We start from the raw sequence: 14,973 nt of genomic DNA on the forward strand, positions 1-14,973 counted from the left end.
GTCAGGCCAGCGAGTCGATCCAGGCGCGGTGCAGCGCGGCGTACCGCCCGTTCTGCGCGACCAGATCGTCGGGCGCACCGTCCTCGACGATACGTCCACCATCGAGGACCAGCACCCGGTCCGCCGATTGCACAGTGGAGAGCCGGTGCGCGATCACCAGCGCGGTACGCCCGGCGAGGACGGTGGCGAGAGCGCGCTGCACCAGACGCTCAGTGGGGATGTCCAGCGAGGACGTCGCCTCGTCCAGGATCAGCACCTTGGGGTCGGCGAGGAACGCCCGCGCGAACGCGACCAACTGGCGTTGGCCCGCCGACAGCCTTCCGCCCCGATTGGCGACGTCCGTGTCGTAGCCGTCGGGCAGGTTGTCGATGAACCGTTCGGCGCCAACAGCTTCCGCCGCCGCACGAATCTCCGCGTCGGTGGCGTCGGGACGGCCGAACCGGATGTTGTCGGCGACGCTGCCGGCGAACATGAAGTTCTCCTGCGTCACCATCACGACATGCCGGCGCAGCTCAGCTTGGGCGATCGAGCGCAGATCGATGCCGTCGAGGGTCACGGCGCCGGTGACCGGGTCATAGAAGCGCGCGATGAGTTTGGCGATCGTCGTCTTGCCCGCACCGGTGGCACCGACGAGGGCGACGGTCTGCCCCGCAGGCACCGTCAGATTCAATTCCGGCAGCACTGGCCGCTCCGTGGTGTAGCCGAAGCTGACCCCACGAAAAGCAATGTCTCCCTTCACTGCGGTGAGGGTGACGGGGTCGGCGGGATCCATGATCGCCGGCTGCTGACCGAGTACCCCGGCCAGCTTCTCCAGCGCCGAGGCGGCGGACTGGAATGTGTTGAAGAACTGCGAAATCTCTTGCATCGGTTCGAAGAACATGCGCAGGTACAGCAGGAATGCCGTCAGCATGCCGATGGTCATCCGGCCGTGCAGCACCAGGTATCCGCCGTACAGCAGCACCAGACCGGTGGTGATGTTGCCGACCAGCTTGACCCCGGGCATGAACACCGCAAGCAGAGTCATGGTGCGTTCGTTGATGACGCGGTAGTCGTCGACGACGTCGTCGAAGATCTCCTGGTTTCGCGGCTCGCGGCGGTACGCCTGCACGGCTTTGATGCCCGTCATGGTTTCGACGAACTGGACGATCACCAGCGCCGCCCGTTCCCGGACGACGCGGTACGTCCTGGACGACTCGCGGCGGAACCAGGCGACCAACAACACCAGAAGCGGGAAGGCGCCCAGGCACATCAGTCCGAGCCGCACGTCCAGGGTCACCAGCAGCACGGCGGTGCCGCCCAAGGTGAGCACGGCAGTGATGAGGCTGTCGAAACCCGTCGACAGCATGGTCTGGATGGCTTCGATGTCGTTGGTGGACCGGCTCACCACGCGGCCCGAGGTGTAACGGTCGTGGAAAGCCACGTCGAGGCGCTGGAACTGCCGGTACACCCGGCGGCGCAGTTCCAGCAGCACCTTCTGCCCGATACGGCCCGACCGATTCAGGAAGAACAGCCGGAAACTGGCCTGCAGCACCACCACAACGCACAGGGCCGCCACGACCTGCAGCAGTTCGCGGGCCGGGCCGCCGTGCAGGATCGGCGGGATGCCGTGGTCGATGCCGCGCTGCACCAGCAGCGGAACCGACAGGCGCGCAGCGTTTTCCACCACCACGACCAGACCCAGGAGCAGGACCGCAACCCGGTACGGCTGCAGCAGCGAACCCAGCAGCATACGGGCCTCGCGGCGCCGCGACACGTTCTCGTCGATGGGCAGGTCCGGGGCCGCATCAACAGTCTGGCCGCGCCAGCTCTCGGTGCTCATCGCCTCCGCACCTCTTCGGCTTCGTCGCTCTGCTCCAGATACAGCTGCTCAAGCCGATCGCGCTCGGCGTCCTGCTCCCAATCGCAACTGCATTCGGCGCCGTCGTCGAGCGCGTCGTCGGCCGACAACAGATAGCGGTATTCGGGTGCCTGCGCCAACAATTCGGTGTGGGTGCCGATGCGGGTGATGGTGCCGTTCTGCAGCAGTGCCACCCGGTCGGCCAGCAGCACGGTCGACGCCCGGTGCGCCACCACGATGCCGGTCACCGACGTCAGCACCCGTCGCAGCGCGACGGTGACCTCGGCTTCGGTGTGCATGTCCAGGGCCGAGAGGGTGTCGTCGAGGACCAGCAACGCGGGCGCGGCCAGGATGGCGCGGGCCAGCGAAAGACGTTGGCGCTGACCGCCGGACAGGCTCATGCCCTGCTCACCGATGCGGGTGTCCAGGCCGAACGGCAGGTCGTAGACGAACCGAGCGGCGGCGATGTCGATGGCCGCGTGAATCTCGTCGTCGGTGGCAGGATCGTCGGCACCGCGGCCGAGGGTGAGGTTCTCGACGACGGACATGGAGAACAGCGTCGGGTCCTCGAAGGCCGTGGCCACGGCGCTACGCAGGGCAGGCAGCGACAGCTCGCGGATATCACGGCCGTCGAGCAGGATCGCGCCTTCGGTGACGTCGTACAGCCGTGAGAACAGCGCCGCCAGAACTGATTTCCCTGATCCGGTCGCGCCCACGAGGGCCAGCGTCTCGCCCGGTTCCACCGTCACCGAGACGTGGCGCAGCGCCCAGTCGTCAGGCGCCGCGTCGGGGAAACGGAAGCCGACGTCACGCAATTCGAGGTGCCCACCGCGCGGCGCGGTGTTGACCGGTCCGTCGCTGATATCCACTGGTGCGTCGAAGATCTCGGCGACGCGATTGGCCGCGGTCATCGACTCCTGCATCATCGACAGTAGAAAGCCCAGCGACGAGATGGGCCAGACCAGCGACAGCATCATGGTGATGAACGCGACCAGCGTGCCCATGGTCACCAGGCCGTGCCCGGCCGCGTACGCGCCGAACCCCAGCACCACGATCAGCGTGAGATTGGGGATGACCTCGAGCAGCGTCCAGAACCGCGCCGACACCGCCACCTTGCCGACCTCGGCGTCGTACAGGGCCATGGCCCGCTCGTCGAACCGCTCGTAGACATAGTCCTCGCGGCCGAACGACTTGATCACCCGCAGGCCCAGCGCCGACTCCTCGACATGCGTTGCCACATGGCCGGATTGATCCTGCGCCTGCCGGGACAGCCGGCTGAACTGCCGCTCGAACCTGAAGATCGTCACCGTCACCGGCAGCACCGACACCAGCACCACCACACCGAGCGGCCAGTACATGGCCAGCAGGATGCCCGTCACCACGATGATCTGAATCGTGTTGAGCACCAAGAACAGCAGGCCGAATCCCAGGAATTGGCGAATGGTGCCAAGGTCGTTCATCACGCGGGACAGCAATTGCCCGGACTGCCACTGCCGGTGGAACGACATCGGCAGAATCTGCAGCCGCGCGTAGAGCTCCTTGCGGATGTCGGCCTCGACGCCCATGGTCGCGCGGGCCCCGAGCCAGCGCCGGATGAACCACAGGACCGCCTCGACGAGACCCAGCGCCAGCGCGGCGGAACCGAGCACCCACAGACCCTGCTGATCCTGGTGCCGCACCGGGCCGTCGATCACCGCCTTTGTCACCAGCGGGATCGACACCGTCACACCCAGCCCGACGAACGCGGTGAGCAGCATGGCAGCCCACCGGCCGCGATACGGCCCGAGGTACGGCAACAGGCGCAGCAGGTCCGCCGACGCACGCTGCCGCCCCGGCACCGGGGCGATCACCGGAGCCGACTGCATGGGCGGGGCTACATCTGACACAACAACTTCAATGCTCCCATGTGCCACCGACAATCCCGCGGCGCGGCGGGGCGACCAGCCCAGATGGCGCCGGTCAGATGAAACCCAGATACCCCACCACGCCGGCCGCAGCCACCACGATCAGCGGGTTGAGCTTGGTGAGCATGAAGATCACGGTGCACACCGCCGTGACGGTGTACGCCCGCCATTCATGGTCGGCGGCACGGCTCATGACCAGCGACGCCGCCAGGATCAGGCCGACCGTCAGCGGGGCGAAACCCTTCTCGACGGCGCGGCGGAGTTTGGAGCGCTCGGCCTTCTGCCAGATCAACGTGATGACGTAGACGAACATCGCGGCGGGGACGACCATCGCGATCATCGAGATGACGCCGCCGATGATCGCCCCGGGAATCCCGGCCACTTTGAGGCCGGCGCCGTAGCCGACCATCGACACGATGAGGATGCTCGGCCCCGGCGCGGTCTGGGAGATCGAGAACAGGTCGGCGAACTGATTGTTGGTCAGCCAATGCCTGCCGTTGACGGCGTTGATGTGCATTTCCGGCAGCACCACGTTGCCGCCGCCGATGGACAGCAGCGACAGCATGCCGAACAGCCCGATCAGCTGGACGTAGGTCGACAGGGCTGCTGTGCTCATGCTGCTGCAGCACGTTCACGGGGCCACGCCCAGATCAGGCTGAGCGGAGCCAGGATCGCGAGCGTCCCCAACAACGGAAACCGCAAGACGCCGTTGAGCACGAAGGCACCGGCGAACAGCAGGACCGGCACGACGCCCGTCAGGCACTTCTGACCGGTCTTGAGCACCATCGTCAAGGTCAGGGCCACCGCCGCCGCCGACGCGCCGTGCAGGACACCCTTGACGGCGGGCACCTCCTTGAACCGGAAGTAGGCGAACGACAGCGCCAGCACGATGACCAAAGGCATGGCGCACAAGCCGAATACCGCGGCCGCGGCACCCGGGAAGCCGCGCATCTTGGTACCGGCGAACACCGCCATGTTGACCTGATTGGCACCAGGCAGGATGCGGCACATCGTTGTGGCCGAAAGGAACTCGGCATCCCCGAGCCAGCCCTTCTCCACGACCAGCACCTCACGGGACCAGGCCGACAGGCCGCCACCGAACGACGCCAACGCGATGTGGTTGAACGTCAGGACCAACTCGAACAACGAAACCCGTTGTGCTGTCGAGTCGATCTGCTCACTCATGGACCAACTCGGGGTCGTGCGGGAAGTCGTCCTCGTGATGCTGCGAGGCGTCGAGCGGATCCGGCGGCTCGTAGTGGTGCGAGGTCTCCCAGTCTGCGTCGAACACCTGGGTCAGCTGCCCGACCGCATCCGGGTCGTGGACCATGACACCCAGTTCACGGCGCAGGTCGAAGGCGCTGCGGTCGATGTTCATCGACCCCACCAGGGCCTCGCGGTCGTCGACGATGACCAGCTTGGCGTGCACCCGCAGATTCTTCTGCTTGCGCACCTTGGCGCCGAACCGGCGCAGGGTCCGCAGCGACGCGAAGGTGTCGAGGATGTCCCACTCGCTGATGCCGTGTTTACCGCCGCACAGCACATGGACGTTCACGCCGCGGCCCACCGCCGCCGCGATGTGATCGAGGATGACGGCGTCGACGTACTTGGGGTGCTGGATGCGCAGGTGTTGTTCGGCGGTGTCGATGAATTTCGCCATGTGGTACCGCGAATTCGAGTTGCTCCACAACAGCCCGTGATACTGCGACGGCGCCCAATCGGTGTGGGACCAGTCGGCGTCGAACACCTCGACGATCTGCGCGACATGCTCGGCATCGGTGGTGATGAAGCCGTAGTCGCGGGTGAGCGTGAAGTACTTCTCGCACAAGTTGAAGGTGGCCACCAGCGCGGCCGTCTCGTCGACCACGATCGACTTCTCGTGCGTCACGTAGAACGACGGATTGGACCACTGCACGTTCACTCCGGCGTCCGAGAACTGTTCGAACGTCTCGTCATTGGCGCGGTCCCCACCGGAGCGGGCCGGGTTCAGCATGACGCGCACCGTGACCCCCGCCAGGTGCCGCTCGATCACCGCCGCCACGAGCGACGGCTCGGTGAACGTGAATTGTTTGATCAGCAGCGATTTCTGCGCCGATGCGATGAACTCCCGCACCGGCTGCACACCGTCATCGGGTTGGACGATGACGCGCGGCGACTCAGGCCCCATAAGCGCCGGATGCTAGCACCGAATAGGGGCTGCCAGACGTGCCTCCGTCAATAAGAGGTGGCCATCGGGCAAGATGAGGCGCATGGATAGCGGAAGCGCCTCGCCCCGTCTGCTCGTAGTCGACGACGACCCGGACGTGCTGGCCTCATTGGAGCGTGGACTGCGGCTGTCCGGATTCGAGGTGTCGACCGCGGTCGACGGTGCCGAGGCCTTGCGCAGCGCCACCGAATTCCGGCCGGACGCCATCATTCTCGACATCAACATGCCGGTGCTGGACGGCGTCAGCGTCGTCACCGCACTGCGCGCCATGGACAACGACGTACCGGTCTGTGTGTTGTCGGCCCGCAGCTCGGTCGACGACCGGGTCGCGGGGCTGGAAGCCGGCGCCGACGACTACCTGGTGAAGCCGTTCGTCCTGGCCGAGCTGGTCGCACGGGTCAAGGCGCTGCTGCGCCGACGGGGCGCGACGGCGACGTTCTCGTCCGAGACCATCGCGGTCGGGCCGCTCGAGGTCGACATCCCGGGCCGGCGGGCCCGCGTCAACGGCGCCGACGTCGACCTGACCAAGCGCGAGTTCGACCTGCTGGCCGTGCTGGCCGAGCACAAGACCGCCGTGCTGTCCCGCGCCCAGCTGCTGGAGCTGGTGTGGGGATACGACTTCGCCGCCGACACCAACGTCGTCGACGTGTTCATCGGCTACCTGCGCCGCAAGCTGGAGGCCAACGGAGCGCCGCGACTGTTGCACACGGTCCGCGGCGTGGGGTTCGTACTCAGGCAGCAGTGATGAGCGCCTGCGCGAAGAACCGAGTGAGCTGATGAGCGCCCGCGCGACGAACAGACGGCAGTAGAGGCGTGAACGTGCTGGCGCGGGTCTTCCGCCGAACCCCGTCGCTGCAGTCGCGCGTCGCGTTCGCCACCGGTATTGCCGCGGCCATCGTGGTCGGGATCGTCGGCACCATCGTGTGGATCGGCATCACCAACGACCGCAAGGAGCGTCTGGACCGGCGGCTCGACGAGGCAGCCGGTTTCGCGATCCCGTTCCTGCCGCGCGGGCTGGACGAGATTCCGCGGCCGCCGCACGACGAGAACGTCGTCATCACCGCACGCCGGAACGGCCAGGTCAGCTCGAACTCGAACGTCGTGCTGCCCGAGCTACCCGTCGGCTACGCCGACACCGACGTCAAGGGCATCCGCTATCGGGTGCGGACGGTTCAGATTCACATGCCGGACCCGATGCTGGTTGCGGTCGGGGCCACGTACGACGCGACGATCGTCGATACCAACAACCTGCACCGCCGGGTAATCGCCTTGTGTGCGTTCGCGATTGGCGCGGCGGCCCTGGCGGGCTGGGCGCTGGCCGCGTTCGCGGTGCGTCCGCTCAAACGCCTGGCCCAGCAGACCCGCGACATCGATCCTGAGGGTGAGGCACCCGACATCGACGTCCGCGGCGCCACCGAAGCCGTCGACATCGCCGACGCGGTCAAGGGTTTGGTGGATCGCGTGTGGGAGGAGAAAGGCCGGACCAAGGCCGCGCTGGCGTCAGCCCGCGACTTCGCCGCGGTGTCCGCGCACGAGTTGCGTACCCCACTCACTGCCATGCGCACCAACGTCGAAATCCTGACCATGCTCGATCTGCCGGACGAGCAGCGCAAAGAAGTGCTGAGCGACGTGGTCCGTACCCAGTCGCGCATCGAGACCACATTGTGGGCGCTGGAGCGGCTGGCGCAGGGCGAGCTCTCCACCGTCGATGACCATGTGCCCGTGGACATCACCGAACTGCTGGACCGCGCAGCGCACGACGCCATGCGCGTGTACCCCGATCTGGAGGTGTCGCTGGTGCCGGCGCCGACGATCATCATCGTGGGACTGCCTGCCGGACTGCGGCTTTCGGTGGACAACGCGATCGCCAACGCGGTGAAGCACGGCGGCGCGTCGAAAGTTCAACTGTCGGCGGTCAGTTCGCGGGCCGGGGTTGAGATCGCCATCGACGACGACGGCTGCGGTATCCCCGAAGACGAACGACTCAAGGTGTTCGGGCGGTTCAGCCGGGGCTCCACCGCGTCGCATTCAGGCTCGGGACTGGGCCTGGCCCTGGTCGCCCAGCAGGCCGAATTACACGGCGGTACCGCGACATTGGAGACCAGCCCCCTCGGCGGGACGCGGCTGCTGCTGCGCCTGCCCGGGCATCACTAGATTCCCCGGCCGCCCTACGGCAACCGCGTCGCCGCGGCCAGAGCGGAGGCGACGTGCTCGGCAAGTTGCTCTTTGGAAATAGGGAACTCACCTCGCAGCCAGCCTGCAACGAGTTCCAGTGCACCGCTGGCGAATACGTACAGGGCCGGATCGGGATGGGACGGATCGTCGGCCGACTGTCCTTTGGCCATGGCGGCCATCCGGGTAGTCACGACGGCCAGACGGTGAATGGCCAATTGGCGTGCCTGCTGCAGGACTTCGTGTGAGTAGGAGGCCAACAGCAGCGGGCCGTTGAGCCGGTCCGTCACGGCGAAATCCACGGCAGCCCGGGCAGCGACGCGCAGTTGGTCGGAGACATCCGGCCCGGCCGCGCTCATCGCAGCAGTGACCAGGCTGATGCCACTCTCGGTGCGGTCATGTACGAGCTCGAGAAGCAAGGCGTCACTGTTCGCGAAGCTCTCGTAGAAATACCGATCGTTCAATTGCGCACGCGCACACACCGCGCGTTTCGACACTGCGCTGGGGCCCGACTCGACCAACAACTCATAGGCGGCCGCCAAAAACGCCGCACACCGCTCAGCACGGCGCTGCGACGCAGCGATCCCGCGGTACGGGCGGACGGTCGGCGATGGAGGCAAGGTCGGCGCGCAGTCTGTTGACTCGAAAGGTGGCAAGGTGCACACTACCCGCAGCCCCATTTCTGGTGCCGGACTGCATCAGAATTTGCCAGCGATCGCGTGCACGCCGCGATACGCCCACAGAATGAGGAGTTTTAACAGTGGCAGCGATGGAAACTACGACCGAAACACCTGAACTCGGAAGTAGCAGTGGAGCTGTTCCAATATTTGCCGACGCTGGCGCCGACATGGCCGGTGCACGGGCCGAGCACTGGCTGCAACCGATCCCCGATCTGGTCGACCCGTTGGGCCACATGGGCACCGTCTTCGGCCAATGGGCAGGGCTACCAGTCAATGGCGCGGCGTTTCTACTGCAGGCGATGCATCCAGTCATCGGCTCGGTCGTGGATAGGTTCTCGGTATACGACACCGATCCCCTCGGTCGCGCTATCCGATCATTCGATGCGGTGCAGCAATGGACTTTCGGCGGCAAAGCCGCCATCGAACACGGGTACTGGCTCCGCACGATGCATCAGCCACTGCAGATGACATCCCCGGAGGGCCAACACATCAGCGCACTGCATCCGGGCGCCTATGCCTGGGTTATCGCCACCGCATTCCCGTCCGCGGTGTGGAGCGCGCCGCTCATTTTGGGGCGCAAGTACACCGAGGCCGAGGAAGACGAGCTCTACCAGGACATGCTGAGAATCGCCCGGATCACACAGGTGCCCAAGAACCAGATTCCCGCCAGCCGAACCGAGTTCTGGCCCTACTTCGACAAGATGGTCGATGAGGTCCTCGAGAACACCTACGTTGCGAACAACATCGTGCACAATCTCAGCAAGAATCCACCGCTGACAGTTCCGCGTCAGGTACCGCGACCGTTACGACCGGCCACCAAACGGCTGGCGCAAACCGCTGCTTCAATCCCGGCGGAAGTCCTGCGGCTGACTCTCATCGGGACTCTCCCGGCGAATATCCGGGAAATACTCAACGTCTCGTGGAGCCGCACCGAGGAGCTCGAACTCCAAGCCGCGTTCCGGGTCTATCGGGGAATCGTGAAAACCCTGCCCGAACGAGTCGCTTACGCACCATTGGCTTACCACGCGCGCAAACATCAGCGCATCGTCAACGCCATGCGCAAGCGGGAACTCACCGACTTCACCGCGCACGACAAGCATCGATCCGTAGCCAAGTGCCCGATCTAGACATCCACGGACGTGTCGCATCGCCGACACCGCCAGACCACACACAGACGCTTTCGGAGGTTCAACCATGACCATCACCAGCAACGACGGGGCAATCGGCCTTCTGGGCATGTACCGCGCAGCCAGGGAGCAACCCGATGAGGTGACGCTGCCGATCACCGGGTCGGTGCCACAAGAGTTGAGGGGCACGCTCTATCGGAATGGCCCAGCCGACTGGGAATCGGGCGGGTTCAACGGAGCACACCCGTTTGACGGCGACGGTTTGATGGTCAAGTTCACCATCACCGACGGGAAGGTCCGTTTCCGGTCGCGGTACGTAGACACTCCCAAGCGCCGCAAGGAGCTTCGCGGCCACGGGGCTCGCATTCGCGGTGTCTACACGCAAGCTCGGCGATTGCACGACAATGTCGGCCGCGGGCCGGCTGATGCCGCCAACACCCACGCCGTCGTCCACGCCGACCGGCTTCTCGCACTCAGCGACGCTGGGCGACCCTGGCAGATTGACCTCGACGACTTGTCGACACTCGGCCCGTGCACGTTCGACGGCAAACTCCCGTCATTCTCGCGCTTTTCACCGCATCCACGCATCGATCCGGCCACCGGGGAACTGTTCAATTTCGGGCTCGACTTCGCCCCGTCGCTGGAGGGCCGCACCGTCGCGTGCCTTCGATGCTTCCGGGTAGACCCAGCCGGCCGGCTGAGCCAACTCGCCACGATCCCGCTCGAGCACATCTACATCCAGCACGACTTCGCCATCACTCCACAATTTCTGGTGTTCGCGCTGGCTCCGATCACCGTCGACCCGGTAACCGCGGCGCTGGCCGCCCTGGGCAAGGGAACCCTCGGAGACAGCGCGGACTATCGCCCGCAGCAAGGAATGAAGGTCATTCTCGTTCCGCGCACAGGCGGAAAACCCCGCATCATCGAGTGCGATCCGCTGGTCTACGTGCACGTCGACAATGCCTACGAGGACCACGGCGATGTCGTCCTCGATCTGGTGCGCCACGAGTCATTCGCGTTCCTCAGCCAGGCAGCCAAGCGATTCCGCGCCGAGCCCCTTCCCGTCGCCGGCTGGCCCGCAAGGCTTCGCATCTCCACCGGCGGAACGGTGACCGTTACCGACTATCCCAGTCCCGCAACCGAATTTCCCACCCACGACGAACGCCGCACCGGTCGCGAGCACCGCTACACCTACCTGGCCTCAGCAGAGCAGGACAGCGGGGCCATCGTGAAAATCGACCGACGGGCCAACACCCAACGCCTGCATACCTTTTCGGCAAATACCTTCCCCGGTGAGCCGATCTTCGTCCCCAAGACCCGCAACGCCGACGAGGACGACGGCTGGCTCCTGGTCGTCGCTTACAACGCTGCCGAGCATCGCACCGAGTTGCACATCATCGACGCCGCCGCCATCGAAAATGCGGCACACGCAATCGCCATCCTGCCCGGCCACCATTTCCCGGGCTTTCACGGCAGCTTTACCGAGCGCATCACCCCGCCATGAGTTGACCCCACGAACAGCTGTGCGGCGAACCGCGTTCAGCCGACTGTGATCTCGACCCGGCGGTTCTTCGCCCGGCCTTCCGCGGTGCTGTTGTCGGCAATCGGGTTGGCGGAGCCGGCGCCGCGGGCGGTCATCTTCGACGCCAGGACGCCGTTCGAAACCAGCGCGGCGGCAACGGCTTTGGCGCGGGTGTCGCTCAGTTTGAGGTTGACGGCGTCGCTGCCTTCGTTGTCGGTGTAGCCGACCACGGTCACCGCGCCGTTGGGGCAACCCTTGATCTTGTCCGCGACCTGCTGCAGCACCTTGCGGGACTCCGACGTCATCTGCGACCCGCCGGTGACGAAGCTGATCGGAGTGCGCAGCATCTCGGTGATGTCCGCCTGCACCTTCGCGCAGGAGCCGCCGGTCGGGGCCGGGGCGGGCGCAGGCGCGGGTGCTGACGTGGGTGCCTGCACGGATGGCGCCACCGGCCCGCCCGGTGCGGGAATCTGAATGTTGTTGGCCAGCTTCGCGCCGGGGAACGCGAGGGCCGCAGCGCTCTGCACTTCGCCTGCGACGTCGAGGTTGGGCGCCGTCCCCATCAACGTGATGGTGGCGCCGTCGATGGACAATCCGAAATCCGGGATCTGATCGGCGGTGGAGAGCACGGTGCCGATGACCGACATGTCCGGAGTCCCGGCACCGTCCACGACATTCGTCTTGTCGTTCAGGGTCGCGTTCAGCCACTGCGCTTTCACCGCAGCAGCCAGTTCGGACTTCGACCGGGTACTGGCCAGGCTGCCCGTCAGGGTGATGGTGTTGCCGTCGCGCGTCAGGGCGAAGGGCGCCGAGGTCAGCTCGGGCTGCGCCGGAGCCGGCGCCGCAGCGGACGCTGCGATCGAACTCGGGGTCCGGTGCTCATCTGAGGTGCCGAATACCGCCCAACCGACCGCCGCGACGACGGCCACCACGATCACCAGCGCAACCACGCCGCGGCGAGTCCCCACCCGACGGACGGCGCCGGACGGCTCGGTGACGTCAGCAGTGTCCGGCACGCAACCCTCCTCAAAAACAAGTTCGAGCCTAGGGCCCGACGGCTGCGGAGACGGCAGGTTGCCGCCATGACACGCCACAACCGCCGGGCCCTAAGCCCGACAGAAAGTCGATCAGGTCAGCGGGCGCCGACGAGGTCGATGACGAAGATCAGCGTCTTGCCGGACAGCCGGTGGCCACCACCGGCGGGGCCGTAGGCCTGTGCGGGCGGGATGGTCAGCTTGCGCCGGCCGCCCACGCGCATCCCGGGGATGCCGTCCTGCCAGCCCTGGATCAGGCCGCGCAGGGGGAACTCGATGGTCTCGCCGCGGTTCCACGAGCTGTCAAACTCGTCACCGGTGTCGTACTCGACACCGACGTAGTGCACCGTGACGTTGCCGCCGGGCACCGCCTCGGCACCGTCGCCGACGATGAGGTCCTCGATCACCAGCGAATCAGGTGCCGGGCCGTCCGGGAATTCGATCTCAGGTTTGGTGTTTGCCACGGACACCACCGTAGTCGGGCACCCATCGCGGGTGGACGGGAACCGCGCCCCTAGTGGCGGCGCAGGCGGCTCAACAGATCGCGGAGCGTGGCCAGCTCGTCGGCGTCCAACGTCGCAAAGATGGGCGGCGCAGGGTCATCTGCCTGATTGATCCGGTCGATCATGGCCTGTCCCGCCTCGGTGAGCGAAACCAGTTTGCACCGCCGATTGCCCGGATCTAGTTGGCGCACAACCAGTCCGCGGTCTTCGAGATCGTTGATCACCACGGTGGCAGCCGGGGCGTCCATAGTGGTGGCCTCGGCGAGTTGCTTGGCGGTCATGGGCCGGATCGCCACCCGACGCAGTACCCGGATACGGCTGAACGGTAGGCCGGACTGGTCTACCACTGTGCGCTTCCAGCCGTCGCGGTGTTCGAAGACGACGGCGGCCATGGCCTGCCAGACCTCGTCGGCCAACGGATCAGTGGACACCGGCCGGCTCCGGCTCATGGGAACCCTCGATCAGCGGCGCCAGTCGCTCGGCGGAGCGCAATGCGCGCGGCGAGGTCGAGATGAAGCCGAGCACGGTGACCGCCACACCCACCCCGACGCACATCCACCACAGCGGCCGGGCCTGCGTGGCGAAGTCGATGCCGCTACCGGCCAGTGCAGAGCCGGCGATCGAACCGCACAGTGCCACACCGATACTCACGCCCACCTGCCGGCTGGTGGAGGTCACGGCCGCCGCGGCACCGGCGCGATCTACCGGCATGCCGCTCACCGCGGCGTTGGTCACTGGCGCATTCATCATCGCGAACCCTATGCCGTACACCGCGAAAATGACGACCACTCGCCACATGGGCGTCGTCGCGGTCAACGTCGTCAACATCAACGCTGCCGAGGCCATCAAGACGCCCGCGGCCATCAGCGACGGGCGTGCGCCGTAGCGCCCGACGATCCGTCCCGACAACGGTGAAAACACCAGGGCACCAATGGCGATGGGCAGGTAGATGATGCCGGTGTGCATGGCCGAGTAGTGCCGCTCGTTCTGCAGGTAGAACGACATCATGAACAGGAACGCACCCCATGCGGTCAGGGCGAGCACCGCGGTGACGGTGGCCCCGGCGAACGGGATGCTGCGGAAGAAGCGCAGATCGATGAACGGGTCGTGGCGCCGCCGCTCGTAGCGCAGGAAGGCGATGAGGGCGACCGCCGCCAGCGCCGCGATGATCAGCGTGCGGGGCTGGGTCCAACCCATACCCGGCCCCTCGATGAGGGTGAAGACCAGGCAGAACAGGAACAGCACCGCCAGCCCCTGGCCCACCGGATCGACGTCGCGCATGGTGCCCGACTTGCTCTCCGGGACGAACACCGCGGTCAGCACGATGGCGGCCAGACAGATCGGCAGGTTGATCCAGAACACCGAACGCCAGCCGATGGCGTGGATCAGTAGGCCGCCGACCGTCGGGCCCAGCGCCATCGAGATACCGACGACCGCGCCCCAGAAACCGAGCGCCCGCGCCCGCTCGACCTTGCCGGTGAAGACCTGCGAAATGATCGACAGCGCAACAGGGTTGAGCATCGAGCCACCGATGCCCTGAACGAGGCGAGCACCGATCAGCGCGTCGGCGGTCGGCGCCAGGCTGCACAACAGCGAACCGAACGCGAAGACCGTCAGACCGATCTGGAACACCCGCCGGCGGCCGAAGCGGTCACCGGTGGCGCCCGAGAGCATCAGCAGCGAGGCCAGCACCAGCGTGTAGACGTCGACGACCCACTGCATCTGGGTGGCGCTCGCGCCGAGGTCGGCGCGGATCGAGGGGATGGCGACGTTGACGATGGTGGAGTCCATCGACACGATCAGCAGACTGAGGCAGCAGGAGATCAGGATGATCGTCTTGCGCCGGCCGTCGAGCGCGTCGATAGTTGTATTCACACAACTATTGTGAAACTACAACTATCCTTTGGGCAACATCGGCCCGGAGTGACATTGGCGACAGTGATCAGTTTGGGGCCGCTCGACGCGCGTGAGCGGGCTCCCAGTGCACG

General features: G+C 66.1%; 14 protein-coding genes. 4 read left to right on the forward strand and 10 right to left on the reverse strand.

The window, feature by feature from the left end; genetic code table 11:
* Window position 1 precedes the first annotated feature (1 nt).
* The 5 genes from ACNO8X_RS27435 to ACNO8X_RS27455 form a co-directional block, all read right to left on the reverse strand.
* Window positions 2-1,819, reverse strand: coding sequence for an ABC transporter ATP-binding protein (locus ACNO8X_RS27435; RefSeq protein ID WP_418003562.1), 1,818 nt, complete (start codon window positions 1,817-1,819; stop codon window positions 2-4).
* The gene (locus tag ACNO8X_RS27440; protein ID WP_418006056.1) at window positions 1,816-3,702 is read right to left on the reverse strand and encodes an ABC transporter ATP-binding protein; all 1,887 of its coding nucleotides are present in this window, start codon (window positions 3,700-3,702) and stop codon (window positions 1,816-1,818) included. Before ACNO8X_RS27440 ends, ACNO8X_RS27435 begins: the two co-directional genes overlap by 4 nt.
* 94 nt (window positions 3,703-3,796) lie before the next feature.
* Window positions 3,797-4,357, reverse strand: coding sequence for a chromate transporter (locus tag ACNO8X_RS27445; protein WP_418003563.1), 561 nt, complete (start codon window positions 4,355-4,357; stop codon window positions 3,797-3,799).
* Window positions 4,354-4,926, reverse strand: coding sequence for a chromate transporter (locus tag ACNO8X_RS27450; protein WP_418003564.1), 573 nt, complete (start codon window positions 4,924-4,926; stop codon window positions 4,354-4,356). Before ACNO8X_RS27450 ends, ACNO8X_RS27445 begins: the two co-directional genes overlap by 4 nt.
* Complete coding sequence (locus ACNO8X_RS27455; RefSeq protein WP_418003565.1) at window positions 4,919-5,908, reverse strand: phospholipase D-like domain-containing protein; 990 nt, start codon at window positions 5,906-5,908, stop codon at window positions 4,919-4,921. The genes ACNO8X_RS27450 and ACNO8X_RS27455 overlap by 8 nt, the downstream gene beginning before the upstream one ends.
* A 73-nt stretch (window positions 5,909-5,981) precedes the next feature.
* Between ACNO8X_RS27455 and ACNO8X_RS27460 the strand changes: the two genes are divergently transcribed.
* Both ACNO8X_RS27460 and ACNO8X_RS27465 read left to right on the forward strand, forming a co-directional pair.
* Window positions 5,982-6,692, forward strand: a complete 711-nt coding sequence (locus tag ACNO8X_RS27460; protein WP_166651373.1) for a response regulator transcription factor — start codon at window positions 5,982-5,984, stop codon at window positions 6,690-6,692.
* Between the two features lie 68 nt (window positions 6,693-6,760).
* A complete protein-coding gene (locus ACNO8X_RS27465; RefSeq protein WP_418003566.1) occupies window positions 6,761-8,101 on the forward strand; it encodes a sensor histidine kinase in 1,341 nt (446 codons plus the stop codon).
* 14 nt (window positions 8,102-8,115) lie between these two features.
* Here the strand turns inward: ACNO8X_RS27465 and ACNO8X_RS27470 are convergent, their stop codons facing one another.
* Window positions 8,116-8,799, reverse strand: coding sequence for a TetR/AcrR family transcriptional regulator (locus ACNO8X_RS27470; RefSeq protein ID WP_418003567.1), 684 nt, complete (start codon window positions 8,797-8,799; stop codon window positions 8,116-8,118).
* A 167-nt stretch (window positions 8,800-8,966) separates the two neighbouring features.
* On the opposite strand from ACNO8X_RS27470, the gene ACNO8X_RS27475 reads away from it, so the two are divergent.
* Window positions 8,967-9,926: an oxygenase MpaB family protein gene (locus tag ACNO8X_RS27475; RefSeq protein ID WP_418003568.1), complete on the forward strand. Its 960-nt coding sequence runs from the start codon at window positions 8,967-8,969 to the stop codon at window positions 9,924-9,926.
* 67 nt (window positions 9,927-9,993) lie between these two features.
* Complete coding sequence (locus ACNO8X_RS27480) at window positions 9,994-11,430, forward strand: carotenoid oxygenase family protein (RefSeq protein ID WP_418003569.1); 1,437 nt, start codon at window positions 9,994-9,996, stop codon at window positions 11,428-11,430.
* A gap of 35 nt (window positions 11,431-11,465) precedes the next feature.
* On the opposite strand, the gene ACNO8X_RS27485 is transcribed toward ACNO8X_RS27480, so the two are convergent.
* The 4 genes from ACNO8X_RS27485 to ACNO8X_RS27500 all read right to left on the reverse strand — a co-directional run bounded on the left by ACNO8X_RS27485 (window position 11,466) and on the right by ACNO8X_RS27500 (window position 14,860).
* Window positions 11,466-12,464 carry an OmpA family protein gene (locus ACNO8X_RS27485; protein WP_418003570.1) on the reverse strand — a complete coding sequence of 333 codons (999 nt, stop codon included), beginning with the start codon at window positions 12,462-12,464 and terminating at the stop codon, window positions 11,466-11,468.
* Between the two features lie 116 nt (window positions 12,465-12,580).
* Window positions 12,581-12,946 carry an FKBP-type peptidyl-prolyl cis-trans isomerase gene (locus ACNO8X_RS27490; protein WP_043390939.1) on the reverse strand — a complete coding sequence of 122 codons (366 nt, stop codon included), beginning with the start codon at window positions 12,944-12,946 and terminating at the stop codon, window positions 12,581-12,583.
* A 50-nt stretch (window positions 12,947-12,996) separates the two neighbouring features.
* Window positions 12,997-13,434, reverse strand: coding sequence for a MarR family winged helix-turn-helix transcriptional regulator (locus ACNO8X_RS27495; RefSeq protein WP_418003571.1), 438 nt, complete (start codon window positions 13,432-13,434; stop codon window positions 12,997-12,999).
* On the reverse strand, window positions 13,406-14,860 hold the full coding sequence (locus ACNO8X_RS27500; protein ID WP_418003572.1) for an MFS transporter: 1,455 nt from the start codon (window positions 14,858-14,860) through the stop codon (window positions 13,406-13,408). Before ACNO8X_RS27500 ends, ACNO8X_RS27495 begins: the two co-directional genes overlap by 29 nt.
* Window positions 14,861-14,973 lie beyond the last annotated feature (113 nt).

The sequence above is a fragment of the Mycobacterium sp. PDNC021 genome, assembly GCF_048282635.1.
Lineage (GTDB): Bacteria > Actinomycetota > Actinomycetes > Mycobacteriales > Mycobacteriaceae > Mycobacterium > Mycobacterium llatzerense.

Coding starts and splice junctions, on each gene's coding strand:
- ACNO8X_RS27435 (WP_418003562.1), bottom strand. CDS start 1,819: ATGAGCACCGAGAGCTGGCGCGGCCAGACTGTTGATGCGGCCCCGGAC.
- ACNO8X_RS27440 (WP_418006056.1), bottom strand. CDS start 3,702: ATGCAGTCGGCTCCGGTGATCGCCCCGGTGCCGGGGCGGCAGCGTGCG.
- ACNO8X_RS27445 (WP_418003563.1), bottom strand. CDS start 4,357: ATGAGCACAGCAGCCCTGTCGACCTACGTCCAGCTGATCGGGCTGTTC.
- ACNO8X_RS27450 (WP_418003564.1), bottom strand. CDS start 4,926: ATGAGTGAGCAGATCGACTCGACAGCACAACGGGTTTCGTTGTTCGAG.
- ACNO8X_RS27455 (WP_418003565.1), bottom strand. CDS start 5,908: ATGGGGCCTGAGTCGCCGCGCGTCATCGTCCAACCCGATGACGGTGTG.
- ACNO8X_RS27460 (WP_166651373.1), top strand. CDS start 5,982: ATGAGGCGCATGGATAGCGGAAGCGCCTCGCCCCGTCTGCTCGTAGTC.
- ACNO8X_RS27470 (WP_418003567.1), bottom strand. CDS start 8,799: ATGGGGCTGCGGGTAGTGTGCACCTTGCCACCTTTCGAGTCAACAGAC.
- ACNO8X_RS27475 (WP_418003568.1), top strand. CDS start 8,967: ATGGCCGGTGCACGGGCCGAGCACTGGCTGCAACCGATCCCCGATCTG.
- ACNO8X_RS27480 (WP_418003569.1), top strand. CDS start 9,994: ATGACCATCACCAGCAACGACGGGGCAATCGGCCTTCTGGGCATGTAC.
- ACNO8X_RS27495 (WP_418003571.1), bottom strand. CDS start 13,434: ATGAGCCGGAGCCGGCCGGTGTCCACTGATCCGTTGGCCGACGAGGTC.